Annotated in this window: 26 protein-coding genes; 11 read left to right on the top strand and 15 right to left on the bottom strand. The window is 59.2% G+C overall.

Annotated features, from left to right (window positions below; translation table 11 throughout):
* Nucleotides 1–209 precede the first annotated feature (209 nt).
* Entirely contained in the window at nucleotides 210–560 is a 351-nt protein-coding gene (locus tag BM074_RS01265; RefSeq protein WP_091919228.1) for a VOC family protein, read from the top strand.
* Nucleotides 561–563: 3 nt separating this feature from the next.
* Here the strand turns inward: BM074_RS01265 and BM074_RS01260 are convergent, their stop codons facing one another.
* Complete coding sequence (locus BM074_RS01260) at nucleotides 564–1,010, bottom strand: MarR family winged helix-turn-helix transcriptional regulator (protein ID WP_091919226.1); 447 nt, start codon at nucleotides 1,008–1,010, stop codon at nucleotides 564–566.
* A gap of 88 nt (nucleotides 1,011–1,098) precedes the next feature.
* Here BM074_RS01260 and BM074_RS01255 point away from each other — a divergent pair, with 88 nt between their 5' ends.
* The gene (locus tag BM074_RS01255; protein ID WP_091919225.1) at nucleotides 1,099–1,866 is read left to right on the top strand and encodes a VOC family protein; all 768 of its coding nucleotides are present in this window, start codon (nucleotides 1,099–1,101) and stop codon (nucleotides 1,864–1,866) included.
* 18 nt (nucleotides 1,867–1,884) lie between these two features.
* Here the strand turns inward: BM074_RS01255 and BM074_RS01250 are convergent, their stop codons facing one another.
* Complete coding sequence (locus tag BM074_RS01250) at nucleotides 1,885–3,393, bottom strand: AMP nucleosidase (RefSeq protein WP_091919223.1); 1,509 nt, start codon at nucleotides 3,391–3,393, stop codon at nucleotides 1,885–1,887.
* Nucleotides 3,394–3,781: 388 nt separating this feature from the next.
* Here BM074_RS01250 and BM074_RS01245 point away from each other — a divergent pair, with 388 nt between their 5' ends.
* Nucleotides 3,782–4,483: a glutathione S-transferase N-terminal domain-containing protein gene (locus BM074_RS01245; protein WP_091921357.1), complete on the top strand. Its 702-nt coding sequence runs from the start codon at nucleotides 3,782–3,784 to the stop codon at nucleotides 4,481–4,483.
* A gap of 35 nt (nucleotides 4,484–4,518) precedes the next feature.
* On the opposite strand, the gene chrA is transcribed toward BM074_RS01245, so the two are convergent.
* The 3 genes from chrA to BM074_RS01230 all read right to left on the bottom strand — a co-directional run bounded on the left by chrA (nucleotide 4,519) and on the right by BM074_RS01230 (nucleotide 8,280).
* On the bottom strand, nucleotides 4,519–5,904 hold the full coding sequence (gene chrA / locus BM074_RS01240) for a chromate efflux transporter (RefSeq protein ID WP_244532760.1): 1,386 nt from the start codon (nucleotides 5,902–5,904) through the stop codon (nucleotides 4,519–4,521).
* A 25-nt stretch (nucleotides 5,905–5,929) separates the two neighbouring features.
* A complete protein-coding gene (locus tag BM074_RS01235) occupies nucleotides 5,930–6,748 on the bottom strand; it encodes a chromate resistance protein ChrB domain-containing protein (RefSeq protein WP_091919220.1) in 819 nt (272 codons plus the stop codon).
* 1,130 nt (nucleotides 6,749–7,878) lie between these two features.
* Complete coding sequence (locus BM074_RS01230; protein ID WP_091919218.1) at nucleotides 7,879–8,280, bottom strand: GFA family protein; 402 nt, start codon at nucleotides 8,278–8,280, stop codon at nucleotides 7,879–7,881.
* A gap of 167 nt (nucleotides 8,281–8,447) precedes the next feature.
* On the opposite strand from BM074_RS01230, the gene bla reads away from it, so the two are divergent.
* Nucleotides 8,448–9,338 carry a class A beta-lactamase gene (gene bla / locus BM074_RS01225; protein WP_228018794.1) on the top strand — a complete coding sequence of 297 codons (891 nt, stop codon included), beginning with the start codon at nucleotides 8,448–8,450 and terminating at the stop codon, nucleotides 9,336–9,338.
* A gap of 1,055 nt (nucleotides 9,339–10,393) precedes the next feature.
* Here bla and BM074_RS01220 read toward each other — a convergent pair.
* The gene (locus BM074_RS01220) at nucleotides 10,394–10,741 is read right to left on the bottom strand and encodes a DUF2147 domain-containing protein (RefSeq protein WP_091919208.1); all 348 of its coding nucleotides are present in this window, start codon (nucleotides 10,739–10,741) and stop codon (nucleotides 10,394–10,396) included.
* Nucleotides 10,742–11,193: 452 nt separating this feature from the next.
* On the opposite strand from BM074_RS01220, the gene BM074_RS01215 reads away from it, so the two are divergent.
* Nucleotides 11,194–11,460, top strand: coding sequence for an SEL1-like repeat protein (locus BM074_RS01215; protein ID WP_027229913.1), 267 nt, complete (start codon nucleotides 11,194–11,196; stop codon nucleotides 11,458–11,460).
* Nucleotides 11,461–11,630: 170 nt separating this feature from the next.
* On the top strand, nucleotides 11,631–11,837 hold the full coding sequence (locus tag BM074_RS01210) for a hypothetical protein (RefSeq protein WP_091919206.1): 207 nt from the start codon (nucleotides 11,631–11,633) through the stop codon (nucleotides 11,835–11,837).
* A 90-nt stretch (nucleotides 11,838–11,927) separates the two neighbouring features.
* Here BM074_RS01210 and BM074_RS01205 read toward each other — a convergent pair whose 3' ends face one another.
* From BM074_RS01205 to BM074_RS01185, 5 genes are all read right to left on the bottom strand, one after another.
* Entirely contained in the window at nucleotides 11,928–12,455 is a 528-nt protein-coding gene (locus BM074_RS01205; protein ID WP_027229911.1) for a Dps family protein, read from the bottom strand.
* A gap of 97 nt (nucleotides 12,456–12,552) precedes the next feature.
* A complete protein-coding gene (locus BM074_RS01200) occupies nucleotides 12,553–14,559 on the bottom strand; it encodes an acetyl-CoA carboxylase biotin carboxylase subunit (RefSeq protein WP_091921353.1) in 2,007 nt (668 codons plus the stop codon).
* A gap of 21 nt (nucleotides 14,560–14,580) precedes the next feature.
* A complete protein-coding gene (locus BM074_RS01195) occupies nucleotides 14,581–16,188 on the bottom strand; it encodes a carboxyl transferase domain-containing protein (protein WP_091919204.1) in 1,608 nt (535 codons plus the stop codon).
* Nucleotides 16,189–16,244: 56 nt separating this feature from the next.
* Nucleotides 16,245–17,408 carry an isovaleryl-CoA dehydrogenase gene (locus tag BM074_RS01190; RefSeq protein WP_091919202.1) on the bottom strand — a complete coding sequence of 388 codons (1,164 nt, stop codon included), beginning with the start codon at nucleotides 17,406–17,408 and terminating at the stop codon, nucleotides 16,245–16,247.
* Nucleotides 17,374–18,030: a TetR/AcrR family transcriptional regulator gene (locus BM074_RS01185; RefSeq protein WP_091919200.1), complete on the bottom strand. Its 657-nt coding sequence runs from the start codon at nucleotides 18,028–18,030 to the stop codon at nucleotides 17,374–17,376. Before BM074_RS01185 ends, BM074_RS01190 begins: the two co-directional genes overlap by 35 nt.
* 138 nt (nucleotides 18,031–18,168) lie before the next feature.
* Here BM074_RS01185 and BM074_RS01180 point away from each other — a divergent pair, with 138 nt between their 5' ends.
* Both BM074_RS01180 and BM074_RS01175 read left to right on the top strand, forming a co-directional pair.
* Nucleotides 18,169–18,675 (top strand): hypothetical protein, encoded by a 507-nt coding sequence (locus tag BM074_RS01180; RefSeq protein ID WP_091919198.1) that lies wholly within the window; start codon nucleotides 18,169–18,171, stop codon nucleotides 18,673–18,675.
* Nucleotides 18,675–18,971 carry a hypothetical protein gene (locus tag BM074_RS01175; RefSeq protein WP_091919196.1) on the top strand — a complete coding sequence of 99 codons (297 nt, stop codon included), beginning with the start codon at nucleotides 18,675–18,677 and terminating at the stop codon, nucleotides 18,969–18,971. The genes BM074_RS01180 and BM074_RS01175 overlap by 1 nt, the downstream gene beginning before the upstream one ends.
* 23 nt (nucleotides 18,972–18,994) lie before the next feature.
* Here the strand turns inward: BM074_RS01175 and BM074_RS01170 are convergent, their stop codons facing one another.
* Genes BM074_RS01170 through BM074_RS01160 form a run of 3 tightly spaced genes read right to left on the bottom strand, consistent with a single transcriptional unit; the run spans nucleotide 18,995 to nucleotide 21,425 of the window.
* Nucleotides 18,995–19,360, bottom strand: coding sequence for a DUF423 domain-containing protein (locus BM074_RS01170; RefSeq protein ID WP_091919194.1), 366 nt, complete (start codon nucleotides 19,358–19,360; stop codon nucleotides 18,995–18,997).
* A 26-nt stretch (nucleotides 19,361–19,386) separates the two neighbouring features.
* Nucleotides 19,387–20,487, bottom strand: a complete 1,101-nt coding sequence (locus BM074_RS01165; protein WP_091921351.1) for a pyridoxal phosphate-dependent aminotransferase — start codon at nucleotides 20,485–20,487, stop codon at nucleotides 19,387–19,389.
* A 50-nt stretch (nucleotides 20,488–20,537) separates the two neighbouring features.
* Nucleotides 20,538–21,425: a protein-methionine-sulfoxide reductase heme-binding subunit MsrQ gene (locus tag BM074_RS01160; RefSeq protein ID WP_091919192.1), complete on the bottom strand. Its 888-nt coding sequence runs from the start codon at nucleotides 21,423–21,425 to the stop codon at nucleotides 20,538–20,540.
* A 124-nt stretch (nucleotides 21,426–21,549) separates the two neighbouring features.
* On the opposite strand from BM074_RS01160, the gene BM074_RS01155 reads away from it, so the two are divergent.
* The 3 genes from BM074_RS01155 to BM074_RS01145 all read left to right on the top strand — a co-directional run bounded on the left by BM074_RS01155 (nucleotide 21,550) and on the right by BM074_RS01145 (nucleotide 24,563).
* Complete coding sequence (locus tag BM074_RS01155) at nucleotides 21,550–22,050, top strand: DUF1236 domain-containing protein (protein WP_027229903.1); 501 nt, start codon at nucleotides 21,550–21,552, stop codon at nucleotides 22,048–22,050.
* 191 nt (nucleotides 22,051–22,241) lie between these two features.
* Nucleotides 22,242–23,291 (top strand): aldo/keto reductase, encoded by a 1,050-nt coding sequence (locus tag BM074_RS01150; protein WP_091919190.1) that lies wholly within the window; start codon nucleotides 22,242–22,244, stop codon nucleotides 23,289–23,291.
* Between the two features lie 51 nt (nucleotides 23,292–23,342).
* Nucleotides 23,343–24,563, top strand: a complete 1,221-nt coding sequence (locus BM074_RS01145) for an MFS transporter (RefSeq protein WP_091919188.1) — start codon at nucleotides 23,343–23,345, stop codon at nucleotides 24,561–24,563.
* On the opposite strand, the gene BM074_RS01140 is transcribed toward BM074_RS01145, so the two are convergent.
* Nucleotides 24,560–25,849, bottom strand: coding sequence for an Hsp70 family protein (locus tag BM074_RS01140; protein WP_091919186.1), 1,290 nt, complete (start codon nucleotides 25,847–25,849; stop codon nucleotides 24,560–24,562). The genes BM074_RS01145 and BM074_RS01140 overlap by 4 nt on opposite strands.
* Between the last annotated feature and the right edge of the window lie 107 nt (nucleotides 25,850–25,956).

The following is a 25,956-nucleotide window of genomic DNA, read 5'->3' as shown; positions in this document are numbered from 1 at the left end:
CTGTGTCCGGGTTCATTTTACATAACCAGAGAAAGGGGACGGGCGAAAGTCCGTTCCCACTCCAAAAATAGTATAGCATCCTCTGCTCGGTTTCCAAGATGCAGCGCGTTGGACTTTCGGCGCACGGGAATCGCATTGGGTCTTTCACTGCATCATTCGCGAAGCTAGATATCCATGAGCCAATCTGTACCGTCGAACCGGAGCACTTAATGACCGTCAAGCGCATCGTCGCCAATCTCGCTGTTTCCGATCCTGCCGCCGTTCGGGCGTTTTATGAAGATTTGCTCGGCCTGAATGTGGTCATGGACCATGGCTGGATACTGACCTTCGCGTCCGACGCTACGACCAGGCCTGAGCTCAGTATTGCCAGCGAAGGCGGTTCAGGAACGCCCGTGCCCGACCTTTCCATCGAAGTCGATGATGTCGATGCTCTCTATGCGCGGGCGGTGGCGGCAGGCTACGAGATCACCTATGGCATCACAGACGAGCCATGGGGCGTGCGCCGCTTCTACGTACGCGATCCGTCGGGCAGGATCGTCAACATTCTCGCGCATGCTTGAAGATCAAAGCAACTTTGCCAGATTGCTGAGAAGGCGATCATGTTCGTCATTGCCGAGAAGCGCCTGAATGTCCTTATGCGTGCTGGTCCATACCGGCAAAACGTCGGACAGGAGCTTGCTCCCGGCCGGCGTGAGCGCCAATAATCGGCTGCGCTTGTCCTCAGGGTCGATCTCCACTTTCACGAGGCCGCGACGCTCCAAAGGTTTCAGCGCTGCGGTCAGTGTGGTGCGGTCCATGGCAAGGAGCGATGCCACCGAACGCAGGTTCGGCGGCTGCGGACGATTCAGCGACATGAGCAAGGAGAACTGCCCGTTGGTGACATCGTAGGGGCGCATCGCCTCGTCGAAGCGACGGGCAAGGGCGCGCGCCGTCCGCTGCACGGCAAGACACATGCAGGTATCACGGACATAGAGGGTGGTTTCGAAAGGAACGGAAATCGGCTTTGACATGGCCTATATATGTTGATATCAACCTAAATGTCAATATTTAATCACGAGATCCCGATATAGTCCGGCCAATCATGGAGGAGGTACTAACATGACCACACCCGGCAATTTCATTTGGTATGAATTGATGACCACCGACGCCGAGGCGGCAGAGGCTTTCTATAGTGATGTCGTCGGCTGGGACCCAAAGGATTCTGGACATCCCGACATGCGCTATACGTTGCTTAACGTGGGCGCCGCGCCAGTGGCAGGCCTGATGACGATACCGGACGACTGCGGCCCGGACATGAAGCCGGCGTGGACTGGCTATATCTGGGCGCAGGACGTCGATGCGAAGGCGAAGGAAGTCGAGCAACTCGGCGGCAAGGTTTATCGCGCGCCGGCGGATATCCCCAATGTTGGCCGCTTTGCAGTTGTCGCCGACCCGCAGGGCGCAACGTTTCAGCTATTTGCGCCAAGCATGACGGACCAGGGCGATATGCCGAAACCGCCGGCGCAGGGCACGATCGGCTGGCATGAGCTTAACACCGAGAACTGGCAGGGCGCGTTCGACTTCTATTCGAAACTCTTCGGCTGGACCAAGGACCAGGCGATCGATATGGGCGATATGGGCACTTACCAGCTCTTCGCCGCCGGTGCCGAAGCAATCGGCGGGATGATGAACCGGATGGACAAGTCGGTCCCGCCAATGTGGAATTTCTATTTCTGCGTCGACAACATCGATGCGGCGCAGGAACGGGTGACGAGCAAGGGCGGCAAGGTCCTGTTCGGGCCGCAGGAGGTACCGGGCGGCGCCTTTATCCTCCAATGCCTTGATCCGCAGGGCGCGATGTTCTGCCTGGTAGGCATGCGCAGCTGAGCCAGATCGCTTGATGTGCTACTGAAATGCCATCTCGTAGAAACTGCGCAGCTTGCGCGAGTGCAGTTTCTCGGGTGGCATTTCAGCCAGCTTCTCCAGCGCGCGAATGCCGATCTGCAAATGCTGGGCCACCTGGCGCTTGTAGAACTCCGTCGCCATGCCCGGCAGCTTGAGTTCGCCATGCAGCGGCTTGTCGGAAACACAGAGCAGCGTGCCGTAAGGGACGCGGAAGCGGAAGCCGTTCGCAGCGATCGTCGCCGATTCCATATCGAGCGCAATGGCCCGCGACTGTGACAGGCGTTTCACCGGACCGCGCTGGTCGCGCAATTCCCAATTGCGGTTGTCGATCGTCGCCACCGTGCCGGTGCGCATGATGCGCTTCAGATCATAGCCCTCGAGCCCGGTAATTTCGGCGACAGCCTGTTCCAGCGCCACCTGGACTTCGGCAAGGGCAGGGATCGGCACCCATACGGGCAGGTCATCGTCAAGCACATGGTCTTCGCGCACATAGGCATGGGCCAGCACATAGTCTCCGAGCGCCTGCGTATTGCGCAGGCCCGCGCAATGCCCGAGCATCAGCCATGCATGCGGACGCAAGACCGCGATGTGGTCTGTGATCGTCTTGGCATTGGAGGGGCCAACGCCGATATTGACCATGGTGATTCCCGAACCGTTGCGGCGTTCGAGGTGGTAGGCCGGCATTTGCGGCATGCGACCGGCCGGAACGCCGGATGTCGGCGCGCTGCTGCCTGCCTCGGTGATCAGGTTGCCTGGCTCAATGAAACGCTCATAGCCGCCACCACCGGCTGCCATGAGCTTGCGCGCCCACACGCAGAATTCGTCTATATAGAACTGATAGTTGGTAAACAGCACATAGTTCTGAAAATGCACCGGATGCGTGGCCGTATAGTGCGACAGCCGGTGCAGGGAATAATCGACGCGCTGTGCCGTGAAAGGCGATAGCGGCATGATGCCATCGAGGTCGTCCGCCTCGTATTCGCCATTGACGATGCGGTCGTCGGTTGCATTGAGGTCCGGCACATCGAAAAGATCGCGCAGTGGCCGTGTGAACGCATCGGCGATCGAGGATTCAACATGCGTTCCTTCAAGGAAGGCGAAGTGGATCGGGATAGGCGTCGTCGATTCCTGCACAGTCACCGGTCCGCCGTGGTTGCGGATCAAGAGCTTTATCTGTTCCTCGAGGTAACTTGCAAATAGGTCGGGGCGGGTAATGGTCGCCGCGTACTGGCCGGGCGAAGACACATGGCCGAAGGCAAGGCGCGAGTCGATCTGCGCATAGCTTGACGTGGAAAGCTGCACCTCGGGGTAAAAGGCGCGAAAATGCAGCGTGTCCTTGGCTTCGCCTTTCGCGACCTTGTCGAAGGCGTCGCGCAGGAATTGCGTATTGCGCTCGTAGATCCGGCGCAGCGCGTCGACAGCCGCATGCTCGTCCATGAACTCTTCGGGTTCAACATGCGGCGGCATGCTGATCGTGACAGGCTTTCTTGTTCCGATTCGTTTATCCATCCCCGCAATATAGTCGCTCCGGGTGACAGTTGAAATGCACCTGTCTCAAACGCGCTGCAAGGCGACGAGGAGTACGAGCCCAACGCCGCCATTGGCGAGCGGCTTTCATAGCTGGCCGCAAAGGCGATGACCGGCCCGACGAGGATCGCCGAAAAGACAAGCGCCCGCAGGAAAATCAGCGAAAAGTTTGCTGTCGACCGCATCATGTCCCGGAATCTCCTCGGCCCGCTTCGGCACCCATCGTATCGAGCGCAAATTAGGCGAGGCGTGCTGAACCAAAGCTGAGACCGCCGTTCATCTGGCGTTCAACGGAATTGCATGGGCCATCTTGCGCGCGGCCATGGAAGTTCTATTTCTCTTGAACATTCCCCCACGCATGGAGACTGCGATGACCTCCCAAACCAGACCGATCGAACTCTATTACTGGCCGACGCCCAACGGCTGGAAGATATCCATCATGCTCGAGGAGCTCGGCGTTCCCTACGATCTGAAACTTGTCAACATCGGCAAGGGCGAACAGTTCGAGCCTTCTTTCCTGAAGATCGCCCCCAACAACCGTATGCCGGCCATCATCGACCCCGAGGGACCGGGCGGAAAGCCAATCTCGGTGTTCGAATCCGGCGCGATCCTGCAATACCTCGGCCGGAAATTCGGAAAATTCTATCCGCAGGAGGAACGCAGCCGCGTCGCGGTTGAAGAATGGCTGTTCTGGCAGGTGGGCGGTCTCGGCCCGATGGCCGGCCAAGCGCATCATTTCCGTCAATATGCCCCCGAGAAGATCGAATATGCGTTCAATCGCTATACCAACGAGGTAAACCGCCTTTATGGCGTGATGAACCGGCGGCTTGCCGAGCACGACTATCTTGCCGGCGATTATTCCATCGCCGACATGGCCGCCTTTGGCTGGGTCGTGCCGCATGCCAATCAGGGTCAGGATTTGAATGAGTTTCCAAATCTAAAGCGCTGGTTCGAAGCTATCGGTGCGCGGCCCGCCGTGAAGCGGGGGCTCGAACTCGGCAAAGAAGAGCGGCGCAATCTCGCCGACGACGAGGAAGCCAAGAAGGTGCTCTTCGGCCAGCGGGCCCGCTGAACCCTGCACAATTGAAGCCCTGGCGAGGCAGGGCTTCAATTCAGCCCGTGGAAGAGATACCACGCCATGCCGGCCAATGATGTGGCAAGAAGTGTCGGCAACATTCCCCATCTCAGCCAGAAAATGGCGGCGATTGCGCTGGCGGTCAGCGCGACGGAAGCGAGGTTGACAGAAGAGAGCACCGGCACGTCGATCGTGATGCCCAATGCCTCCCAGCGAACGATGCTGGTGAACATCACGTGCAGCGCGAACCACACGGCAAGGTTGGTGATCACGCCGACGATGGCGGCGGTAATCGCGGTCATTGCTCCCGTCAGTGCCCGGTTGTTGCGAAGGCGCTCTATGAAGGGAGCCCCAAGGAAAATCCACAGAAAACACGGCACGAACGTCACCCATGTCGTCAGGATCGAAGCGAGCACGGCTGCCGTGAGCGGGGGCAACGAGCCGGGCGCTCGATAGGCGCCGAGGAAACCGACGAACTGTACCACCATGATCAGCGGTCCCGGCGTCGTCTCCGCCATGCCAAGCCCGTCCAGCATTTCCCCGGGCTGCAGCCATCCATAATGCTGGACCGCCTGCTGGGCGACGTATGAGAGAACCGCGTAGGCGCCGCCGAACGTTACCATCGCCATTTTACTGAAGAAAATGCCGATTTGGCTGAACACATTGTCCGGTCCGAGAGCGAGGACTATGGCACCGACCGGCGCAAGCCAAAGGACGAGAAGGACGGCGCCTATCTTCAGCGACCAGGCTAGATTCGGCCGGGCGTGTTCGGGCGTGTCTTCGCCGAGCGCCGAGTCCCGGTCCGCAAGACCGGAGGCCGCATCGCCATGACCTCCGCCTAATTGAAACAGCGTCGATCCGGTTTTTCCTCCGATGAAGCCGATCAATGCCGCGATGAGAACGATGAGTGGAAACGGCACGTGCAGGACGAAAATTGCCACAAAAGCGGCAATGGCGATTGACATCATGACCCAATTCTTGAGCGCGCGCCCGCCAATCCGCACCAGCGCCTGCAGCACGATGGCAAGCACGGCTGCTTTGAGGCCGAAGAACAGCCCCGCCACCATCCCGACATTGCCAAACAGGACGTAGATAATGCTGAGGCCGAGGATCGACAGAAAGCCGGGAAGGACAAACAGCGTGCCGGCAACAAGGCCGCCTTTGGTCCGGTGCAGCAGCCAGCCAATATAGATCGCCAGCTGTTGCGCCTCGGGTCCGGGCAAGAGCATGCAATAATTGAGGGCATGCAGAAACCTGTTCTCGCCGATCCAGCGCTTCTCATCGACCAGAATGCGATGCATCACCGCGATTTGCCCGGCGGGCCCGCCGAAGCTCAATGATGCGACACGCATCCAGACGCGCAGGGCTTCGCTGAACGAGATGTCATTGCCCGTTCGCCCTTGGGATACGGCGTTCACGCCATCGGGTGCTGAAACGGTCAACTCATGCACCAAGCTTGCGATTAGGCCAGTTATGCGTTTCGCCCGTCGCATCACGGCACCAGCGATAGAATGCGTCGTAGAGCGTCATGCCAGCTTCCAACTGTGCCAGATCGTCAGAATACATTCGGGACAGGCCGAGCGATGCGGCAAGCAATCCCGGTGCCTCGGGTGCAAGGTCCGGCCGGGCGGTATCCGCACCGCGCACAATCGTTGCAAGGCGCGATAACGGTGCTGACGTCAAGCCGAATTCCTCGATCATCACGTCGAAAGTGCAAAGTTCGCCGCGATGGCTCCAGAACACGTCTTCGATGTCAAACGGCGTCGCGCCGAAACGCTCGGCGACCGCCTCGACCTCCGCAGGCGTGACGAACAGGAACACGGCATCAGGGTCGACAAACCGACGGATCAGCCAAGGACAGGCAATCCTGTCGATCTTCGGCCGCGCCCGCGTAACCCAGATTGTCGGTCCATTCGGGTCTGCCGCCGGCAGCCGTAACACGCGAACCAGCGGCAGAGATGCCGTGACCCACGCCTCGTAACCGCCGTCGAGCGATTCGGCCGGCACGCCGTGATAGCGCAGCAGCGCCGCGGTCCCCTCGCTGAGCTTCCTGCCTTGCTGGCAGATGACGATCGCCCGTTTGCCGACGAGTTCATCGCGCCAGGTTTCGATTGCCGCATATGAACGGCGGCGTGAGCCGGGAATCAATCGCTCATCGAAGGCAAAGTCCTCGTCCGTACGGACGTCGATAAGGACAGGGCATGCCGGCGTTCCGATAAGCCGTGCCAGTTTTTCGTGTGAAATTCGTGTCGTCGAAGACATTTCGCGTCCCTCCGCTAAAGTGGGGTTGTTGGACGCGATACTTGGGCATGACGCCTCGTGGGGAGATCGCAATCCCCATAAGGTTATGATTGTCACGAAACAGGATTATGTCAACAAGAGCGAAAGCAAGAGGCTGTCCCCGCGGGCACCCCAGCTAAGAGGGTCTGCAAACTCGTCTCAACCAACTCGTGTAGCAAATTCACTTCCGACACCAAGGCTTAAAGTCCTTAGCCAACACGGCGCTGCAAGCTCGCTGCCGTTGACAAGGCTCGGCAAACTCGTCTCAATCAACGTGCATAGCCAATTCACTTCCGCCATCAAGGCTCAAAGTCCTGAGCCAACACGGCGCTGCAAGCTCGCTGCCGCTGCGAAGGCTCGGTAAACTCGTCGCAACCAACTCGCGCAGCAAATTCACTCCCGCTACCAAGGCACGGCGAAGTCTGCAAACGACAGGGTTTGGCGAATGCCGTGCCGTCACCAAAGCTAGGCAAACTCGTCTCAACCAACTCGCGTAGCGAATTCACTTCCGCCGCTTGGGCTCGGCCAAGTTTCCCAACCAACAGGGCCGGGCGACTCGCTGCCGCCTACAGGGCTCGGCCAATGCCTCGGCCAGCGCTCGGCAACTCGCGGCCGCTAAAGGCGTAAAGTCGTCCGCCCACGCGGCGCTGCAAAATCGCTGCGACCAGGCACGGGAAACCCATCCACCACAAGAAAAAGGCAGCCATGGGGGGACTTCCATGGCTGCCGGTCTTTTTGCCCGTAACCAGCGACGGAGCTGCTCGAGCGCATTGGTCCTGCGGTTGCCTGCCCGACAAAAGTTCGGGCACATGCCTCAAGAAAGGAATGGCCTACGCACCATTCTATCCCTGATCCTCCCGAAATTTCGGCTTTATGTGCAGGGAGGGTTTGCACATAAACGACTGGATACTTAAGACACCAGCAACCGCAGGATAAAGGTGGTCAACAACAGTGCATTTCGAAAACAACTACACGCTAAAATCGATTTCTTTATAGCCGGGGGAATTGTTCGAAACAATTAGACATTAGTCTAATATGCTGTAAATAAAGGGCTTTTCACGGCGTAGAGTGTTGTTTTTGCTCGTTCATTTTTTTAGAACTCAAAATTCCATCTAAAGATGGCGCACTTCCTGCGGCCGCCGTTCCCAGTGGTCGTGGAGCCCATCCTGATACTCCAAGGGCGCCGCTACCAGGTCTTTGACAGGCATATCATCGAGGCAGGCGACATTGACGCCATAGAACTTTCCCATGCTTTCCATCTCGCCCTGACCGAACGGTTTCATGCCGCATGTGTCGCAAAAGAAATGGGTAATTGCGCCGCCGCCAAAACGATACGCGATCAATTTTTCTGACCCAGTAACGACACGGAGCTCATCGCCGCCGACGATCACTTTCCAGAAGCGACCTTTGGCGCAGACCGAACAATTGCACTTGCTGGTGCCCTGAGTGAGGTCGATGTCGGCCTCGAAACGAACCGCTCCGCAATGACAGCTCCCATGATAGGTCTTTCGCATCGTTCCCTCCTAAGTTTACCAAGAAGTTAAATAACCTAAAGGTTTACTATTGGTCAAGTTCAGACGCTCTTTTTCGTCACAGTTTCTCCACGGAATTTGCCAGTTCGGATCGCAGCTTTCGCCACGCGTGAATCGCGCAGTCGGTTTGTAAGACATGGAGATATGAAATGAGTGGTTCAATTACCCGCCGCGGAGCATTGCTCGGATCGATGCTGGTGATACCGGCATTGGCGTTGCCGAGGGCTTTGGCCTATGCCGCGCCGGCCGAAAGGGTTGATCTCGATGCGGCGTTCAAGGGGCTAGAGGAAAAGACCGGTGCACGCCTTGGGGTTGCAGCACTCGACACGGCGAGCGACAGCAAGATCGAGTACCGCGCGCATGAGCGCTTTGCGATGTGCAGCACGTTCAAGTTCCTGGCCGCAGCAGCGGTACTGGCGAAAGTCGATCGCAAGGAAGAAAAACTTGATCGGGTCATTAAATATGGCAAGGGCGACCTTGTTGCCGGCTCGCCCGCCACGGGAAAGCATGTCGACGAGGGCATGACCCTTGCTGCACTCTGCGAAGCTGCGATCACGTTGAGCGACAATACCGCCGGCAATCTCCTGCTGGACAATCTCGGCGGACCGAAAGGTCTGACACAATATGCGCGCAGCCTCGGCGATGCGACGTTTCGACTGGACCGGCGCGAGACAGAACTGAACGAGGCGGCGCCCGGCGATCCGCGTGACACCATTACGCCGGCGCACATTTTGAAAGATCTGCAGAAAACGGTTCTCGGCAACGCGCTGGCGAAATCCTCACGCGATCAACTCATCGAGTGGCTGCTTGCGAACAAGACCGGCGACAAACGTCTGCGCGGCGGCTTGCCCAAGGGCTGGAGCGTCGGCGACAAAACCGGTACCAGCGACAGCGGCATGGCCAATGATATCGCCGTGATCTGGCCGCCAAGCCGCAAGCCGATCCTGCTGGCCGTCTATCTCTACGATCCGAAGGGAACCGCGGATAGCCGGAATGAAATTCACCGGAAGGTGGCAAGCCTGGTCGCTGAGAACATCTGAGATTTGCTGGGCGGCGATCCGGTCGCCGCTCAAACAGAACGCGGGCAGAGTGGTCCCTGCTGTTATCAGCGCCAAGTGTGCCGTACGATTCCCACGGCGGTTATCCCCCGGCGGTCCCCACTTGCGTCAAAAAGGGTCATCTGCACTGCGTCGCCTCGGGCCGTTCTCGTTTTCCGCTATCCTTGGGCTCCCCTCACTGCCGCCATCCACGGGATCTCCTCTCCGTCTTCCTCGGGCCCTTGTCCCGAGGATCCATCGCGGACGCTGTTTGCGCCGCGAAGGGAAGAGTGGGTCCTCGGGGCTAACGCCCGAGGATGACGGCGGAGAGGGTGGATGATGGGAATTTATGCGAGAAGCTCCGCCACTCAGCCATCGAAGTCCGCTCGTTCGACTCCGTCCTATGGATAAACATCGGACGGGGGAGTGCAGACGGCGGACTGACCCACTACCGTCACCGGTGGCCGCGCTCACGTCCTCCATCCTTCGGCAGTCTGCACTGCCGTCACCGCGGACGCTGTTCGGCCACGGAGGGAGAACGTCCCTCTGGCTCCCCTCACTTCCGTCATCCTCGGGCCCTTGTCCCGAGGATCCATCGCGGACGCTGTCTGCCCACGAAGAAAGAATGGGTCCTCGGGTCTAACGCCCGAGGATGACGGCGGAGAGGGTGGATGATGGGAATTTATGCGAGGATTGCCGCCACTCAGCCATCGAAGTCCGCTCATTCGACTCCGTCCTACGGATAAACATCGGACGGGAGAGTGCAGACGGCGGACTGACCCACTGCCGTCACCTTGGGCCTGTTCCACTTCCTCCATCCTTCGGCAGTCTGCACTGCCGTCACCGCGGGCGCTGTTCTGCCACGGAGGGAGGACGTCCCTCTGGCTCCCCTCACTTCCGTCATCCTCGGGCCCTTGTCCCGAGGATCCATCGTCGACGCTGTTTGCCCCGCGAAGGAAGAATGGGTCCTCGGGTCAAGAGCTCAAAGAGGGTGGATAACGCAAACGCACGCGAGGAGCGCCGCTACCCGGCTCACGAAAGTCTACCCCACCCGACCTCTACTGGCGCGTCAGGCTCTCGCTCTTGCAGATGAGCCCGCCCATGACACAGCCTGAAAGCGAAAGGGTCGCCCCGGTTGCCGTCGCCTTGCCATTATAGGTCTTGCCCTCGTCGAGCTTGTTGACCGTGCCCTTGTAGGAACCGCTCTTGCCGGACATCGAGCCGATCGACTTTCCCTTGTATTCGCCGGTCATCACCGTGCCGCAATAAGTATCTGTCCCACAGGAGGAATATTGAATGATGGTGCCGTTTGGCCGCTTCCACGATCCGACGATCGCTTCTTCTGCAAGGGCAGGGCCAGCCATAAGGACAAGGCCGGTGCAGGCCAAAACTATATTGCGCTTCATGAATTTCCTCCCGATACGCGACGATCTCTCCAGCATCGCCTTTCTTACGCAAACGTAAACGTAAATCAAAATACCAGGGAAAGAAAGCAGTCCCAGCCGAAAATCCGCCTGTTTTCAAGCAGCGTGGCGTTCGGGTGAATTGCCGAAGTTCAGATTCGCAAACCGCGCGTTTGGTTATCAAACTCTTCAGGCGGTCGGATCCGATTTTAGGCAAATTTGCGGCAAATGCCTGCAATTGCTGGCGTGCTATATTTAATGAATTGCGAAGTTTACGAGTTGTTTTTGTTTTGTTTGTGGGCGGTTAATCATGGCTTTTAACAGCAATTTCAAGCCTATCGTTCATTCTCGAAAGCATCGAAAGAGCACGCCGAAACAAACAAATGGCGGTTCTCAGAAGTCTAACAGGGCTTTTCGTTCGACGCGAATTTGGTTCAACAAGGGGTTTGACTGAAATGGCACGCTTTGATCTTCAGACTGTCGAAACCGGCGACGCCGGTGGCTCCGCCCAGACCGACATCCTCTTCGAAATGGGCATCATGTATGCGACCGGTCGCGATTGCGCCATCGACCTGGTGGCCGCGCACAAATGGTTCAACATCGCCGCCATCAAGGGCTGCGATCGCGCCGCGGAACTGCGGGCCGAACTTGGCAAGACAATGTCCAAGATTGATCTCGCAACCGCCCTGCGCGAAGCCCGCGAATGGATGACGGCACACTGATCTGTCGGAATGGACACAACCTTAGCGTGTAGAAAATTCTCATCTGCACTCTATGGCTAGATTGCCAGCCGTGGATGGACACAAGATTGTGATTACAGTATAAGTTGGCCATACTGCTGCGCTACAACTATAAGTATTGTATTTATTGCAACCACGGCGGACGGACATTCATGGATGAACTCGAAGAATTGCTCGCTAGGCTCACGGCTGCCCAAAGGCAGCTGATAACGAGCTCGGCCAAGACCAAGACATTTCCTGACAACAATACTTTGCAGAAGATCGCAACGCTGGCCCTCAACATTTCATCGGTCGAGACCATGATTGTTGAGACGCAAGCCCGCGCGCAGGTGGCAAGGCTGGCCAAGGCGAACGATTAGGCACGTCTTGTTTGGATAGTATCGGTCTGCCGAGGAAATTACGCAAACAAACCGGCCGCCAGGACGGCCGGGTTATCCGCAACGGATCGATCAGACGCCAGCCGGGCCGACGCGCGATGCTTCAAACAGGAACCAATGGCGCCGCTCGGACTCGTCGATATAGTTCTCTATGATGCTGGTCGTGGCGCTGTCATTGTATTCGCTGCAAAGCTCATGCACCTGGCGCAGATAGCCGATGAAGCTCTTTGTATCGTCGCGTAGCTCGGCGATCATGTCTTCAGGCGTCACGAAATTCGCGTCATTGTCGAGAAGGCGCTGTTTCGACGAAATCTGCCCGATGGACTTGAGCGTGGTGCCGCCGATCTTGCGGACGCGTTCAGCAAGAACGTCGGTCATGGCGAAGATCTGTTCGCCCTGCTCGTCGAGCATCAGATGATAGTCGCGAAAATGCGGGCCGCTCATGTGCCAGTGAAAATTCTTGGTTTTCATGTAAAGCGCGAATGTATCGGCAAGCAGCGCATTGACGGCAGCCGAAATATCGCGCGTCGCCTTTTCCCCAAGGTCGGTAGGGGTGGCGAGGGGCGCGCGCTTTATCGTCTGGAGGGATTTTGTGGCCATAGGTAATCTCCTGAATTAAAGGCGGGAACATAGCCCGGTGCCCGCTGCTGCGGGCCCCGCGCCACTTTCCTAGCATGCCGAAGGCGTGCTTGCTGCCTCAAATCTTTGAAGAATCATTGCCCGCGTCTTCAAACCGCACGAGCGACGACTTCTCTTTGACCTGCGTGCCTTCGCTGGCAATTTCGGCAATCCGGCCATCATGCGGTGCGGTAATCGAATGCTCCATCTTCATGGCTTCGAGGACGAGCAAAACCTGCCCCTTCTTGACCTGATCGCCCGCCGCAAAGCGTACAGATTTCACGAGACCCGGCATTGGCGCAGCAAGGCGATCGCCTCCACCGCCTGCCGCTTCGGCAAGGAGAAACGGGTCGGCAACGCTGAACGTCGCCGCCGCGCCCTTGGCAAGCACCGCGACCCCATGCGGTATCGTCATGGCCTTGGCGTGAAGATTGATGCCCTTGCCGGTGACATGCCACGTGGCCGGTCCATGGCGAACGCGCAGTTCCTGCATATCGGCGGGACTGGAAATTCTGTATCGCTCATCGCCGAGAACCGACACCTCGTAACGAGTGATCGCTCCGTTTTCCTCAAGCATCACAGGATAGGCGAGGGCTGCATGATGGCTGTAACCGCGCAAGGCGGTCCAGGGATCGGTGGAAACGGGGCGCTTGAGCAGGCCGCTTGCGAAGAGGATGGCGAGTTCCTTCGCCCCTGCTTCAATCGCAACCGGCGCGATAAGCCCGGCAAGATCGCGGTCGATCAGCCCCGTATCAACATCGCCTGCGGCAAATCCAGGATGCCGCACCAGCGCCGCGAGAAAGGCCGTGTTCGTGACCGTCCCGGCGACTTCCGTCTCGCTCAGCGCGTTTTGCATCGCGCGGAGCGCGGCAGCCCGATCCGCGCCGTGAACTACAAGCTTGGCGATCATCGGATCGTAGAACGGCGAAATCTCGTCGCCGCTGCGAACTCCGGTCTCGACCCGTACCGCACCGTCCTTGACGGCATTGGGGAAGGCGAGGTGATAGAGCGTCCCGGTGGCAGGCAGGAAGCTCTTTGCCGGATCCTCCGCATAGAGGCGAACCTCGATGGAATGGCCGTTAAGAGGGATATTCTCTTGGGCCAATGGCAGCTTCTCGCCGGCAGCCACACGCAGCTGCCATTCCACAAGGTCGAGACCGGTGACCATTTCCGTCACGGGATGTTCGACCTGAAGGCGCGTGTTCATCTCCATGAACCAGAAGCGGTCGGGCCGCAGGCCTTCCGTTGCGTCGACGATGAACTCAATCGTACCTGCGCCGGAATATTTGATCGCCTGCGCCGCCTTGACCGCGGCTCCGGTCATCGCCTCGCGCATTTCCGCGGTTATTCCGGGGGCAGGAGCCTCCTCGATCACTTTCTGATGCCGGCGTTGCAGCGAGCAATCGCGCTCGTAAAGGTGAACGGCATTGCCATGATTGTCGCCGAAGACCTGCACTTCGATATGCCGGGGCTTCGCGATGTATTTTTCGACGAGAACCCGGTCGTCGCCGAAGGCACTCTTGGCTTCGCGCCGAGCGCTACCGAGGGCTTCGGCGAAGTCGTCGGGGCTGTCGACCTTGCGCATGCCCTTGCCGCCGCCGCCAGCGCGGGCCTTGATCAGCACCGGATAACCGATTTCACGCGCTTTGGATGCGAGCACGACGAGTTCCTGCGCCTCGCCATGATAGCCCGGAACGACGGGAACGCCGGCCTTTTCCATCAGCCGCTTCGCCGCGTCCTTCAGACCCATCGCGCGGATCGAATCAGCCGACGGTCCGATGAAGACAAGGCCGGCTTTGACCACGGCATCGACGAAACCGGGATTTTCCGAAAGGAAACCGTAGCCGGGGTGGATTGCTTCGGCTCCCGTATCGAGCGCCGCCTTGATGATGTGGTCGGCGCGAAGATAACTGTCGGTGACCGGCGCCGGACCGATATTCACGGCCTCATCGGCCATGCCGACATGCAGCGCATGGGCGTCCGCATCGGAATAGACCGCTACCGTACTTATGCCGAGCTTCTGCGCCGTGCGAATGACACGGCAGGCGATCTCACCGCGATTGGCGATCAGGATTTTGGAGAACATTTTCGTCATGGTCTTTTTCCCCTACATCCTGAACACGCCGAAGCGGGTTTCATCCACCGGCGCGTTCAGTGCGGCAGAGAGCGACAGCGCCAACACATCGCGGCTCTTGGCGGGGTCGATGATCCCGTCATCCCAAAGCCGCGCCGACGAATAGAGCGGGTGGCCCTCGCGCTCGTATTTTTCGAGAATCGGCGCGCGGAACGCAGCCTCTTCAGCCGTGGTCCATTCACCGCCCTTGCGTTCGATGCCTTCGCGCTTGACCAGGGCAAGCACCCTGGCGGCCTGCTCGCCCCCCATCACTGAAATGCGGGCGTTCGGCCACATCCAGAGGAAGCGCGGCGAAAAGGCCCGTCCGCACATGCCGTAATTGCCGGCGCCGAACGAGCCCCCGACAATCATCGTGACCTTGGGGACCCGCGCCGTTGCAACGGCCGTGACGAGCTTGGCTCCGTCCTTGGCAATGCCGCGCGCCTCGTAGGAGCGGCCGACCATGAATCCTGTGATATTTTGCAGGAAGACGAGGGGAATGCCGCGCTGGGTGCACAGCTCGATAAAATGCGTACCCTTGAGTGCGCTTTCCGAAAAGAGCACGCCATTATTGGCGATGATGCCGACAGGCATGCCGTAGAGATGGGCAAAGCCCGTGACCAGCGTCGTGCCGTAGTTCTGCTTGAACTCGTCGAACTCAGAGCCGTCAACGATGCGGGCGATCAGTTCGCGCACCTCGTATGGCTGGCGCAAATCGGTCGGAACGATGCCGTAGAGTTCGGCCGGGTCATACAGCGGCGGACTCACTTTGCGAAGATCGAGCCCTATCGTCTTCTTTCGATTGAGATTTGCGACAATGCGGCGGGCAATGGCGAGCGCATGTGCGTCATCCATCGCGTAGTGATCGGCCACACCGGATTCGCGTGTGTGAAGATCGGCGCCGCCAAGGTCCTCAGCCGACACGTCCTCGCCCGTCGCCGCCTTGACCAGCGGCGGGCCACCGAGGAAAATCGTTGCCTGCCCCTTCACCATGATCGTTTCTTCCGACATCGCCGGAACGTAGGCGCCGCCCGCGGTGCACGATCCCATGACGACGGCAATTTGCGGAATGCCCGCCGCCGACATATTGGCCTGATTGTAAAAGATACGGCCGAAATGCTCGCGGTCTGGAAACACTTCATCCTGGTTCGGCAGGTTTGCGCCGCCGGAATCGACGAGGTAAATGCAAGGCAGGTTGTTCTGGAGCGCGATTTCCTGGGCGCGCAGATGCTTCTTCACAGTGAGCGGGTAGTAGGTGCCGCCTTTGACCGTGGCATCGTTGACAACGATCATGACTTCCTTGCCCGATACCCGCCCAATACCTGCGATAAGCCCGGCAGACGAAATGTCGTCGTCATACATGCCCCAAGCGGCAAACTGACCGATTTCGAGAAAGGGCGAGCCTGCATCCAGGAGTTGGGCCAGGCGGTCGCGCGGCAGAAGCTTGCCGCGCGACGTATGGCGCTTGCGCGCCTCTTCGGTGCCGCCAAGATTGACCTTTGCTGCCTTAGTCTCGATTTCGCTGACCAGCGCCTGCATCCGCGCCCGATTCGCGATAAAGACGTCGGACGTGGTGCTGACCTCGGATGAAAGAATCGTCATGCGGTCTCCTGTAGGATCAATTGATTGGCAGCGGGGACTCGAAACGCGACAGGCAGCTATTGTGACTCTGCAAACATCTCCCTGCCGATCAGCATGCGGCGAATTTCGCTGGTGCCGGCTCCGATTTCGTAAAGCTTTGCATCGCGCAGAAGCCTGCCGGTCGGATAGTCGTTGATGTAGCCGTTGCCGCCGAGCGCCTGGATGGCCTCGAGCGCACACCACGTTGCCTTTTCGGCGGCGTAGAGAATGCAGCCGGCGGCGTCCTTGCGGGTAGTTTCGGCGCGATCGCAGGCCGCCGCCACCGCGTAGACATAGGCGCGGCAGGCGTTCATCGTCGTATACATATCGGCGAGCTTGCCCTGCATGAGCTGGAACTCGCCGATCGGCTGGCCGAATTGCTTGCGCTCATGCACATAGGGAACGACCACATCGAGGCAGGCCGCCATGATGCCGAGCGGACCGCCGGCAAGAACGACGCGCTCATAGTCGAGGCCGGACATCAGAATTTTGACGCCCTTGCCTTCCTCGCCAAGGGCGTTCTCGAAGGGGACTTCACAATCCTCGAACACGAGTTCGCAGGTGTTCGAACCGCGCATGCCGAGCTTGTCGAGCTTCTGCGCCGTGCTGAACCCCTTGAACTCCTTCTCTATCAGGAAAGCCGTGACGCCGCGCGAGCCGGCAGCAGCATCGGTCTTGGCGTACACGACGAGCGTATTGGCGTCCGGACCATTGGTGATCCACATCTTGTTGCCGTTGAGAACGTAGCGGTCGTTCTTCTTGTCGGCCCGGAGCTTCATCGAAACGACGTCCGACCCGGAACCCGGCTCCGACATCGCAAGTGCGCCCACATTCTCGCCGGTACAGAGTTTCGGCAGGAATTTTGCCTTTTGCTCGTCGGTGCCCCAGCGATTGATCTGGTTGACGCAGAGGTTGGAATGCGCGCCATAGGAAAGGGCGACCGAGGCCGACGCGCGCGACAGTTCCTCCATCGCCACCACATGAGCGAGGTAACCGAGCCCGGAACCACCAAATTCAGGATTGACAGTCATGCCGAGAAGGCCGAGCGCACCCATCTCCTGCCACAGGTGCATGGGAAACTGGTTGGTACGGTCGATCTCCGACGCGAGCGGCGCAATCTTCTCCTGGGCGAAACGATGTACGGTGTCGCGCAGCGCCTCGATGTCTTCAGAAACTCCGAACCTTAGTCCTGACTGATACATTGCGTCCTCCCGTGGTAGCTGTCTCGATCTTCTTGGCGCCAACAAGGCGCAATCCCATCTGAACGTATTTTTCCGCCACCTCGGTGACAGTAAGCCTGTCATCGCTGCGGAACCAGAGATTGATACCGGTCGTCATTCCAATGATCGCGCGTGTCATCAGCGCAATGTCATCGATGACGAACTGGCGGGCATCGAGCCCGTCGTCGAGAATTTCGCGCAAGCTGTTCTCATATCGCCCGCGCAAGGCGACGATCACGGCGCGATTGTCGGCGTTCAGGCTGCGCAATTCCATATTGCCGATATGCACGTCATCGCGACGATCGGCATGATAAGTGATGTGGAATCGTATGAAAGCGGCGAATCGCTCGACGGGGTCTTCCACGCCAGAGCTGGTCTCCTCCCATGCGTCGATCAACCGGACCATGTGCGCCCGCATGAGCGAGAACAGCAATTGCTGCTTGTTGGGATAATAGTGATAGAAGGCGGCCGACTGGACGCCAACCTCATCGGCAAGCTGGCGCATCGACATCGCCTCATAGCCGACGCGCGCAATAAGACGCTTCGCAGCCGCGTCAATCGCGCTGCGTGTCTTAACGCCTTCAGATCCTGTGGTTCGTGCCATGGCGGGTTAATAAAACGATCGTTCGATTAATTCAACCCTACTTTTCCTATACGAAAGTCTGCATGGCAAGGAGCGAAAGGTGCATGTAGGATCACACTGTTAGAGCTTTTTGATGATTCATTTTCAGAGCAGGTTTTCATGATCGAATACCGAATCGCCCGCAAAACTATTGCCCTCGTCGCCGTCCTCGTTCCTTTGAACTACACCTTGCCCGCCAGCGCTCTCAGCATGAAAGAATGCAGCGTCAAATACAAAGCTGCGCAGGCGGCAGGTCAAGCAGCCGGTGTGTCGTGGAATGATTTTCGCAAGGCCAATTGTGCGTCCGATGCCGCAAAGACGCCGACAGCGGCAGCTGAAACCGATGCCCAGCCATCCGATGCCACAGCAGCGGAGGAACCTGTCGCAAAGCCGAAAAAGTCGCCAAAGAAGACCGACACCACGGCGACATTGAACTCCGGCAAGGCGACGTACCCCTCATCGGTGGCGGCGAAATTTGCTTCAGAAACGCCGGCCAAGGCGCGGATGCACACCTGTCTCGAGCAATATCACGCCAACAAGGAGAAGGGCACTTTGGGCGGCTTGCGCTGGATCCAGCAGGGCGGCGGCTATTACTCGACGTGCAATGCGAGGCTCAAGGGTAACTGATGCCGCAGAAACCGTTGCCGATCCATTCCTCCAAATGCGGCGGCGGTGGCACAGTCGATCTCCCAGAAAAGAGGATCGCGTTTTTCGAAAAATCTTCCGAAAAGTGGATGCAAGCGGGATATCTTGACGGGGAATACGGCGAGGCCGAGGGAAGATGTTTTCTATCTGAAAGGAAGCGTCAACCGTTGCGGTCTGCCGAATCTTTCGGCGAGCTTCGCGGGCGCGTTAACAGCCTGCCGAACATTGCCAGACTTGCCCGCCTCTCGAGCCTGCCGTCGGCGCCTTTGCAATCATAAACAATTGGCCGATGGCGAGCCATTTATCTATGGCTTTTGAAATCCAGCCCGCGAAAAGCCGTCGCCGCAACGATCAGCCATCCAAGAATAAGCAGTGAGCCGCCCAGCGGCGCTGCAAACGCGAAGAGCCGGTCGCCGGTATAATCGCGTGCCGCAAGATCGCCGATAAAGAACAAGAGCCCGAGCACCAGCACCAGACCGCCGAAATAGGCGGCCTTGCTCATCCTCGCGAGAATAGCGAGGGCAAGAAACGCCGGCGCATGGATGAAAAGGATCGGCGCAATCGTCGCCATATGTCCGCTTGCGCTATGAGCCGCGGCCGCATAGGCGGCGATGCCCGCCGCTCCGAAAAGACCGCCAAGGCCAACAAAGGCGCGATTGATATCCACCGGGGTTTCTCCGTGATTTTGAGGCTTCAAGCAAGTGAGGCGAGGGCGAGCGAAAGCTGCTCGGCGAAATAATCGAGTTCGTGTTCCAGCCCCACACTCACCCGAATGCAGCGGTCGAGCCCGGGCGCCATGGGCTTGCGCACAAAGACGTCACGCTCGATAAGCGCGTTGAGGACGGAGAGCGCGAAGGGCCCGTCGCGGCCGCAATCGATGGTGACGAAATTCGTGGCGGACGGGATGGCCTTCAAGCCATTTTCCGCGGCGATCTGCGCGATACGGTCGCGACCGGCTATGATCCGCGCGATGACCGACGTCAGGTAATCCTGATCCTTCAACGCGGCGAGCGCTGCCGCCTGGGTCAGCCGGTTCATGCCAAAATGGTTGCGTATCTTGTCGAAGGCAAGGATTTGCCGCTCAGCGCCGATGGCATAGCCACAGCGCATGCCGGCAAGGCCATATGCCTTGGAGAATGTGCGCATGCGCAACACGTTGGGGCGCGAAACGTCGATCGGCGGCATGGCAGAGGCAGGCGCGGTTTCGCCATAGGCCTCGTCGAGGATCAGCATCGTCGTGGTAGGCAGCCTTGCGATGAAACGTTCAATATCCGCCGCCGCCCACCACGTTCCCATCGGGTTGTCTGGATTGGAGAAATAGACCAGCGGTGCGTTTTCGCGCTCGACGGCGTCAAGCAGAGCGTCAAGGTCTTCCCTGTCATCGCGATAAGGCACCGTGACCAGTCGTCCGCCAAATCCCGCGACATGGAAATTGAATGTCGGATAGGCGCCGAGGGAGGTGACGACGGGCGTACCCTGCTGAACATATTGGCGCACCGCAAGCCCGAGCAGCGTATCGACGCCTTCGCCGACGACGACGTTGCCCGGCGCCACACCGAGATGGGCAGCCAGCGCCTGCTTCAGATCGAAGTTCTCCGGATCGGCATATTTCCAGGCATCCGCCGCATTTTCCTGCATGGCGGCAATGACTGACGGCGCCGGACCGAAACTGTTTTCATTGGCACCAAGCCGCGCCCGGAAAATGCGGTTGCGTTTGCGCTCGAGCGCTTCAGGTCCGACGAATGGCACTGTCGAGGGCAAGGAGTCGATGAGGGGGGTAAATTGCGGTTCCATGGCAAAAGCGATAGCAGTTTTTGCGTCGGTGAAAAGCAAAACTTCTGCGTTTACTTGGCCGATAGCGGATTGATCTTGCGGCCATCATTGCCAATCATCGGTCTTATCGCCGCCCAGAAGGCGGGTATCAGACAGGCCATCAGGACCCACCAGGTTGGCCGGATCGAGTGGCTGAAACTGAGATTGGCGAGGAGGACGCGGGACGGGGGGATCCGCGTCGCAACGGCGAACCAGGCATATTCGATGAGGACTGTTCCAAACGCCGCGATGACGGCGATGGCGATGAGCGTCGGTACTGCCGCTATATCAAAATCCCACACCTTGGCCACGCGATAGGCGAGAAGCGCGAGCAAAAGCCCCGCCATTAAGGTGGGCTCCGTCACATCGGCCTTCGACTGCATGAAGAAATGCAGGATACCGAGGGCGGCCAGCGGATAAGCCAGACGGTGCAGCCTGTTCCAGTTTTTCCCCATGCGCCGGATCATGGCATCCGTCGAGGTGACGCCGAGCGCTACCAATCCGAGGAGGGTGACAAAACCGATAAGCAGGTAGATGCGCAGCCAGATTTCGGTGGCGACCCTTGAAAGGTTGAAGTTCTGATCGACGATGTAGAGCGAGAAATGCAGGAGCGCGTAGGCAAGGGCCGTCAGCCCCAATATGCGCCGGACAAGAATGAGCTTCGACCAACGCGTAATGGCGCGAAGTGGTGAAATCGTCAGCGAGACCAGAAAGAAACGGATGGCCCAATCGCCGGTCTCGTGGATCGCCTGGGTTATTGGCCGGGGCCCCAGAATGTTGGTCTTGTAGCTTGCAGCAATCCACAACAGAGGCAGAAAAGCGACCGCCAGCGCCGCGATCTTGATGACCGATGGCTTACCGGCTCGATCATTCCACGGATACTTCATGGCGATCCTGTTTTGGCGTTTCGTCTGCGTCATTTACGGCCATAACCGACCCGAAGGTTCAACACAACAAGCCGTGAAGCCAATGCGCCTGCCATTTTCTCGGAACCATATCGGCCCCCGCGGGGTTTTCCCTGCGAATGAAACAGGAGAGGTCACAATGAACAAGGTTCTCACACTGACGGCAGCCGCGTTGTTTGCAACGACCGGTTTCGCCCTTGCGCAGGACGTGCTCGTGGAAGTGCCGCAGGGCGCCCGTGACTACGTGATCGCGAATCCGTCCGATCCGGTGGTGCTCGACGACAGTGTTTCACAGGGCTATGTCGTGCCGGAGAGGATCGTTATCCACGAAATTCCGGATAATCCCGATTTTGGCTATGTCTACGTCAACGGTCGTCCGGTGATCGTATCGATGCGCAGCCGCCAGGTGGTCTACCTGTCCGAAAGTTCAAAAGCCGTGCCGGACGATGCGATAACCTATATTGAGCGACATCCGGTCGACACCGTGATGATCGATGGTCCCGTTTCGAGCGGCACGGTCATTCCGGGAGATGTAATGCTCAACGATATCCCGGACCAGCCGCGCTATTCCTACGTCTACGTCGACCAGAGGCCAGCGCTCATCGACCGGAGCACGAGACGCGTCGTTTGGGTGCGTTAAACCGATAGCTGTCGATCACGGCCCGAAGCCGGTTGCGCCTGCAACCGGCTTCGTAGTGTTTTGCAGTTGCTCACGGTGCACATTTGCGTCATCCGGTTCAATCTGGGGGCGACATCTGCGCGCCCGCCACTTATAGATAGGCCCTTCGTCACGTTCCGGCGCAGCCCATCTGCATCATCAGGGAGTCCGACATGGAGTATCGTCAGCTTGGCCGCTCCGGCCTCATCGTGTCTTGCTTGAGCCTCGGTACGATGACCATGGGCGGCAAGGGCAATTTCGCCAAGACCGGCGACACGGACCTTGAAGGCGCGAAGCGTCAGATCGGCATGGCCCTCGACGCCGGCATCAACCTTTTCGATACGGCGGATATCTATTCGGCCGGCGCCTCGGAGGAGATCGTGGGCCAGGCCCTGAAAGGCAAGCGCGACAGCGTCCTGATCGCCACCAAAGCGCGGTTCCGGATGGGCTCCGAAATCAACGATGCCGGCCTGTCGCGTTACCACATTATCCGCGCGGCCGAGGCCAGCCTGAAGCGGCTTGGCACCGACCATATCGACCTTTACCAATTGCACCAGTGGGACGGGCTGACGCCGATCGATGAAACGCTTGAGGCGCTCGACACGCTTATCCGATCCGGAAAAGTGCGCTATGCCGGCGTTTCGAATTTCTCGGCATGGCACCTCATGAAGGCAATCGGCACCGCGGCGCTCAAGAACTACATAGCGCCGATCAGCCAGCAGATTCACTACAGTCTCGAAGCCCGCGAAGCCGAGTATGAGCTCATTCCGGCAACGCTCGACCAGCAGCTCGGCGTGCTTGTCTGGAGCCCGCTCGCCGGTGGCCTGCTTTCCGGCAAATATCGCCGCGACAAGGACGCGCCCGAAGGCACGCGGCAACTCGCCAATTGGGGCGAACCGCCTATCCGCGACCAGGAGCGGCTCTACGATATTGTCGACGTGCTGGTTGAAATCGCAGAAAGCCGCGATGTGTCTGCGGCGCAGATCGCGCTAGCCTGGCTGCTCGGGCGCTCGGGCATCACGTCCGTGATAGTCGGCGCGCGCACGGACGAGCAACTTGCGGACAATCTCAGGGCCGCTGAAATCAGCCTGACTTCCGAGGAGCGGGAAAGGCTCGACAAGGTGAGCCTTCTGCCGTTGATCTATCCCTATTGGCATCAGGCGCGCACCGCGTCCGATCGCCTGTCGCAGGCCGATCTTTCCCTGATCGAGCCACATCTATAAGCCACACACAACCGGCGAAGGTGGAGCGCCGGTCTCGAAAGATCGATTTTGATGCCCCATTCCCGCGACGCCGCCCAAATTGAAACTGCCATCACGGACACGCCCGAATTGCCGGGACTTTCGCCGGCTCTTACGTTTCTGTTCGCTTTCGCCTGCGGGGCGATGGTAGGCAATATCTACTATGCGCAGGCCTTGATCGGCCTGATCAGCACCGACCTCGACATGCATGGCGGCATGGCTGGCTTCATCGTCACGGTGACTCAGCTCGGTTATGGTGCCGGACTGCTCTTCCTGGTCTCCCTTGCCGATCTTGTTGAAAATCGTCTCCTCGTCCTTCTAACTCTGGCTGGCACGGCGATCGGGCTTGCCGGCGCTGCCATGTCCGGATCGGCAACGACATTTCTGTTCTTTTCCTTTGCTATCGGCTTTTTTGCCTGCGGCGCGCAGGTGCTCGTACCCTTCGCCTCGCATCTGGTGCCGGCGGCATCGCGCGGGCGCACCATCGGCAACGTCATGGCCGGTCTGCTGACCGGCATCATGCTGGCGCGGCCGCTTGCCAACCTTGTTGCCTCGGAGTTCGGCTGGCGGGCTATATTCTGGATTTCCGCGGGGGCCATGCTCGTCGTCCTCGCCCTACTGCGCATTGCGCTCCCGCTCCGCCGTCTCCACGGTTCAATTGGCTACGGCGCAATCCTGAAATCCATGGCGCATCTGCTGGTGACCACACCCGCCCTGCAGCGCCGGGCAATCTACCAGGGCATTATCTTTGCGAGCTTCAACCTGTTCTGGACGGCGATCCCGCTGCTGCTGACTGAAAGATTTGGTTACAGCCAGCGTCAGATCGCTCTCTTCGCCCTCGCCGGAGCAGCGGGCGCGGCAGCGGCGCCGATCGCCGGGCGGCTTGCCGATCGCGGCCACACGCAACGCGGGACTGCGATCGCCATGATCACGCTGACGATCTGGTTTCTTGTGGCAGGTTGGGCGGGCACCGCTATTTCCATCGCTGCGCTGGTGCTTTCGGCGATCTTCATCGACAGCGCCGTGCAGACCAACCAGATCCTCAGCCAGCGCATCATCTTCTCGCTGAACGACCATGCGCGCGGACGCTTGAATGCCGTCTATATGACGATCGTTTTTCTGCTTGGCTCGGCGGGATCCGCGCTTGCGGCGGCAACCTATTTCTATGGCGGCTGGTGGGCGACGGCAGCGTCAGGTGCGGCCCTTGGCCTTTTGGTTCTGCTGATCTTTGCGACCGAGCGAAAAGCGGTCTAGACGGCCCACTGCCTGACGTCGTCGCGCTCTCCAATGAGTGCGAGCCCATGGGCGATAGACAGGAGTTCACCGCCGGTCTCAATGCGGCTGTGATCGAAGCGCTCGGTAAAGATGCGCCGCACGGCGGGCACGAACGAGGTGCCGCCGGTCAGGAATACCTTGTCGATTGCCCCGGCAGGCGTCGCCGTCTTTTCGAGAACGTCGTCGAGCGCGCCTTCAATGCGGGCAAGGTCGCCCGCGATCCACGACTCGAAGTCGGCGCGCCGGATCGTCTTGTGGCCGCCGCGACCAAGCGGTGCGAAATCGAACGCCGCTTCATCGCCGGACGAAAGCGCGATCTTGGTGGCGGAGACTGCCTGGTAGAGCGGGTAGCCCTCGTCATGTTCGACGAGATCGACGAAGAGTTCGAGCCGTTCCGGATCGAGGCTATCCCGGACAAGTTTCTTCAGCGCCGAAAATTCCTTCGAGGTCTTGAAGATCGAAAGCTGGTTCCAGCGGCCGAAATTGGCATACCAGGAGGAGGGTACTTCCAGTGTCTTGTCGAAGCTCTTGAAGAAGCTGCCTTTTCCGATCTGCGGCGCGACGATCTGGTCGATCATTCGATAGTCGAAATGGTCGCCGGCAATGCCGACGCCTGAATGTCCGACTGGAGTGGCGCTGAGTTTGCCGCCGGTCGTTTCGAAGCGGATGATCGAATAGTCGGTCGTGCCGCCGCCGAAATCGGCAACGAGCACTGTTGCGTCGGATTTCAGGTTCTGGGCGAAGTAGAAGGCCGCGGCCACAGGCTCGTAGACGAAATGAATTTCTGGGAAGCCGAAGCGGGTCAGCGCCGCGTTGTAACGTTCGACGGCCAGTTGCGGATCGGGATTGGCGCCGGCGAAATGCACGGGCCGTCCGGTGACGATCCGCGATATATCGGCCGGCCAGTGATCGCCGGCATAAGTCCTGAGCCGACGCAGGAAAATCTCCATCAGGTCTTCGAAGGTCTGGCGCTTGGCGAAGATCAGCGTGCCCTGAAACAGGGGGCTTGCGGCAAATGTCTTGATCGACTGCAGGAAACGGCATTCGCCGGGATGATCGATGAACTGGCGGATGGCAGCGTGGCCGGCCTCGACTTTGAGGGCCGCGGCGCCAGCGCGCGGGTCCTTCATGAAGGAGAGGGCGGTGCGCATGCTGTCGGCGGTGCCGGCCGTGCTGGTGAAGGCAAGGGAGCGTGTCGAACGGCCCTCCGCGAGCGCCATGACCGTATTGGTCGTGCCGAAATCAAAGCCCAGCGCGTGTGCCATGGCAGCGCTCCTTCTATCGCGTGATGTCATTAAGGTCGGAATTCAGCGGATGCGAAATGCGCACCCGGCAAGGGAGGCGCGTCATGGCATAGTCGCCGCTGCGATGC

It is taken from the genome of Phyllobacterium sp. CL33Tsu (genome assembly GCF_900113985.1).
Lineage (GTDB): Bacteria > Pseudomonadota > Alphaproteobacteria > Rhizobiales > Rhizobiaceae > Phyllobacterium > Phyllobacterium pellucidum.
The sequence above is the reverse complement of the archived record's forward strand: the minus strand, read 5'-3'. Positions and strand labels throughout refer to the sequence as shown.

Bases quoted from the DNA above. Each gene is read 5' to 3' on its own strand.
- BM074_RS01265 (WP_091919228.1), top strand. From the start codon at position 210: ATGACCGTCAAGCGCATCGTCGCCAATCTCGCTGTTTCCGATCCTGCC.
- BM074_RS01260 (WP_091919226.1), bottom strand. From the start codon at position 1,010: ATGTCAAAGCCGATTTCCGTTCCTTTCGAAACCACCCTCTATGTCCGT.
- BM074_RS01255 (WP_091919225.1), top strand. From the start codon at position 1,099: ATGACCACACCCGGCAATTTCATTTGGTATGAATTGATGACCACCGAC.
- BM074_RS01250 (WP_091919223.1), bottom strand. From the start codon at position 3,393: ATGGATAAACGAATCGGAACAAGAAAGCCTGTCACGATCAGCATGCCG.
- BM074_RS01245 (WP_091921357.1), top strand. From the start codon at position 3,782: ATGACCTCCCAAACCAGACCGATCGAACTCTATTACTGGCCGACGCCC.
- BM074_RS01235 (WP_091919220.1), bottom strand. From the start codon at position 6,748: ATGTCTTCGACGACACGAATTTCACACGAAAAACTGGCACGGCTTATC.
- BM074_RS01230 (WP_091919218.1), bottom strand. From the start codon at position 8,280: ATGCGAAAGACCTATCATGGGAGCTGTCATTGCGGAGCGGTTCGTTTC.
- bla (WP_228018794.1), top strand. From the start codon at position 8,448: ATGAGTGGTTCAATTACCCGCCGCGGAGCATTGCTCGGATCGATGCTG.
- BM074_RS01220 (WP_091919208.1), bottom strand. From the start codon at position 10,741: ATGAAGCGCAATATAGTTTTGGCCTGCACCGGCCTTGTCCTTATGGCT.
- BM074_RS01215 (WP_027229913.1), top strand. From the start codon at position 11,194: ATGGCACGCTTTGATCTTCAGACTGTCGAAACCGGCGACGCCGGTGGC.
- BM074_RS01210 (WP_091919206.1), top strand. From the start codon at position 11,631: ATGGATGAACTCGAAGAATTGCTCGCTAGGCTCACGGCTGCCCAAAGG.
- BM074_RS01205 (WP_027229911.1), bottom strand. From the start codon at position 12,455: ATGGCCACAAAATCCCTCCAGACGATAAAGCGCGCGCCCCTCGCCACC.
- BM074_RS01200 (WP_091921353.1), bottom strand. From the start codon at position 14,559: ATGTTCTCCAAAATCCTGATCGCCAATCGCGGTGAGATCGCCTGCCGT.
- BM074_RS01195 (WP_091919204.1), bottom strand. From the start codon at position 16,188: ATGACGATTCTTTCATCCGAGGTCAGCACCACGTCCGACGTCTTTATC.
- BM074_RS01190 (WP_091919202.1), bottom strand. From the start codon at position 17,408: ATGTATCAGTCAGGACTAAGGTTCGGAGTTTCTGAAGACATCGAGGCG.
- BM074_RS01185 (WP_091919200.1), bottom strand. From the start codon at position 18,030: ATGGCACGAACCACAGGATCTGAAGGCGTTAAGACACGCAGCGCGATT.
- BM074_RS01180 (WP_091919198.1), top strand. From the start codon at position 18,169: ATGATCGAATACCGAATCGCCCGCAAAACTATTGCCCTCGTCGCCGTC.
- BM074_RS01175 (WP_091919196.1), top strand. From the start codon at position 18,675: ATGCCGCAGAAACCGTTGCCGATCCATTCCTCCAAATGCGGCGGCGGT.
- BM074_RS01165 (WP_091921351.1), bottom strand. From the start codon at position 20,487: ATGGAACCGCAATTTACCCCCCTCATCGACTCCTTGCCCTCGACAGTG.
- BM074_RS01160 (WP_091919192.1), bottom strand. From the start codon at position 21,425: ATGACGCAGACGAAACGCCAAAACAGGATCGCCATGAAGTATCCGTGG.
- BM074_RS01155 (WP_027229903.1), top strand. From the start codon at position 21,550: ATGAACAAGGTTCTCACACTGACGGCAGCCGCGTTGTTTGCAACGACC.
- BM074_RS01150 (WP_091919190.1), top strand. From the start codon at position 22,242: ATGGAGTATCGTCAGCTTGGCCGCTCCGGCCTCATCGTGTCTTGCTTG.
- BM074_RS01145 (WP_091919188.1), top strand. From the start codon at position 23,343: ATGCCCCATTCCCGCGACGCCGCCCAAATTGAAACTGCCATCACGGAC.
- BM074_RS01140 (WP_091919186.1), bottom strand. From the start codon at position 25,849: ATGGCACACGCGCTGGGCTTTGATTTCGGCACGACCAATACGGTCATG.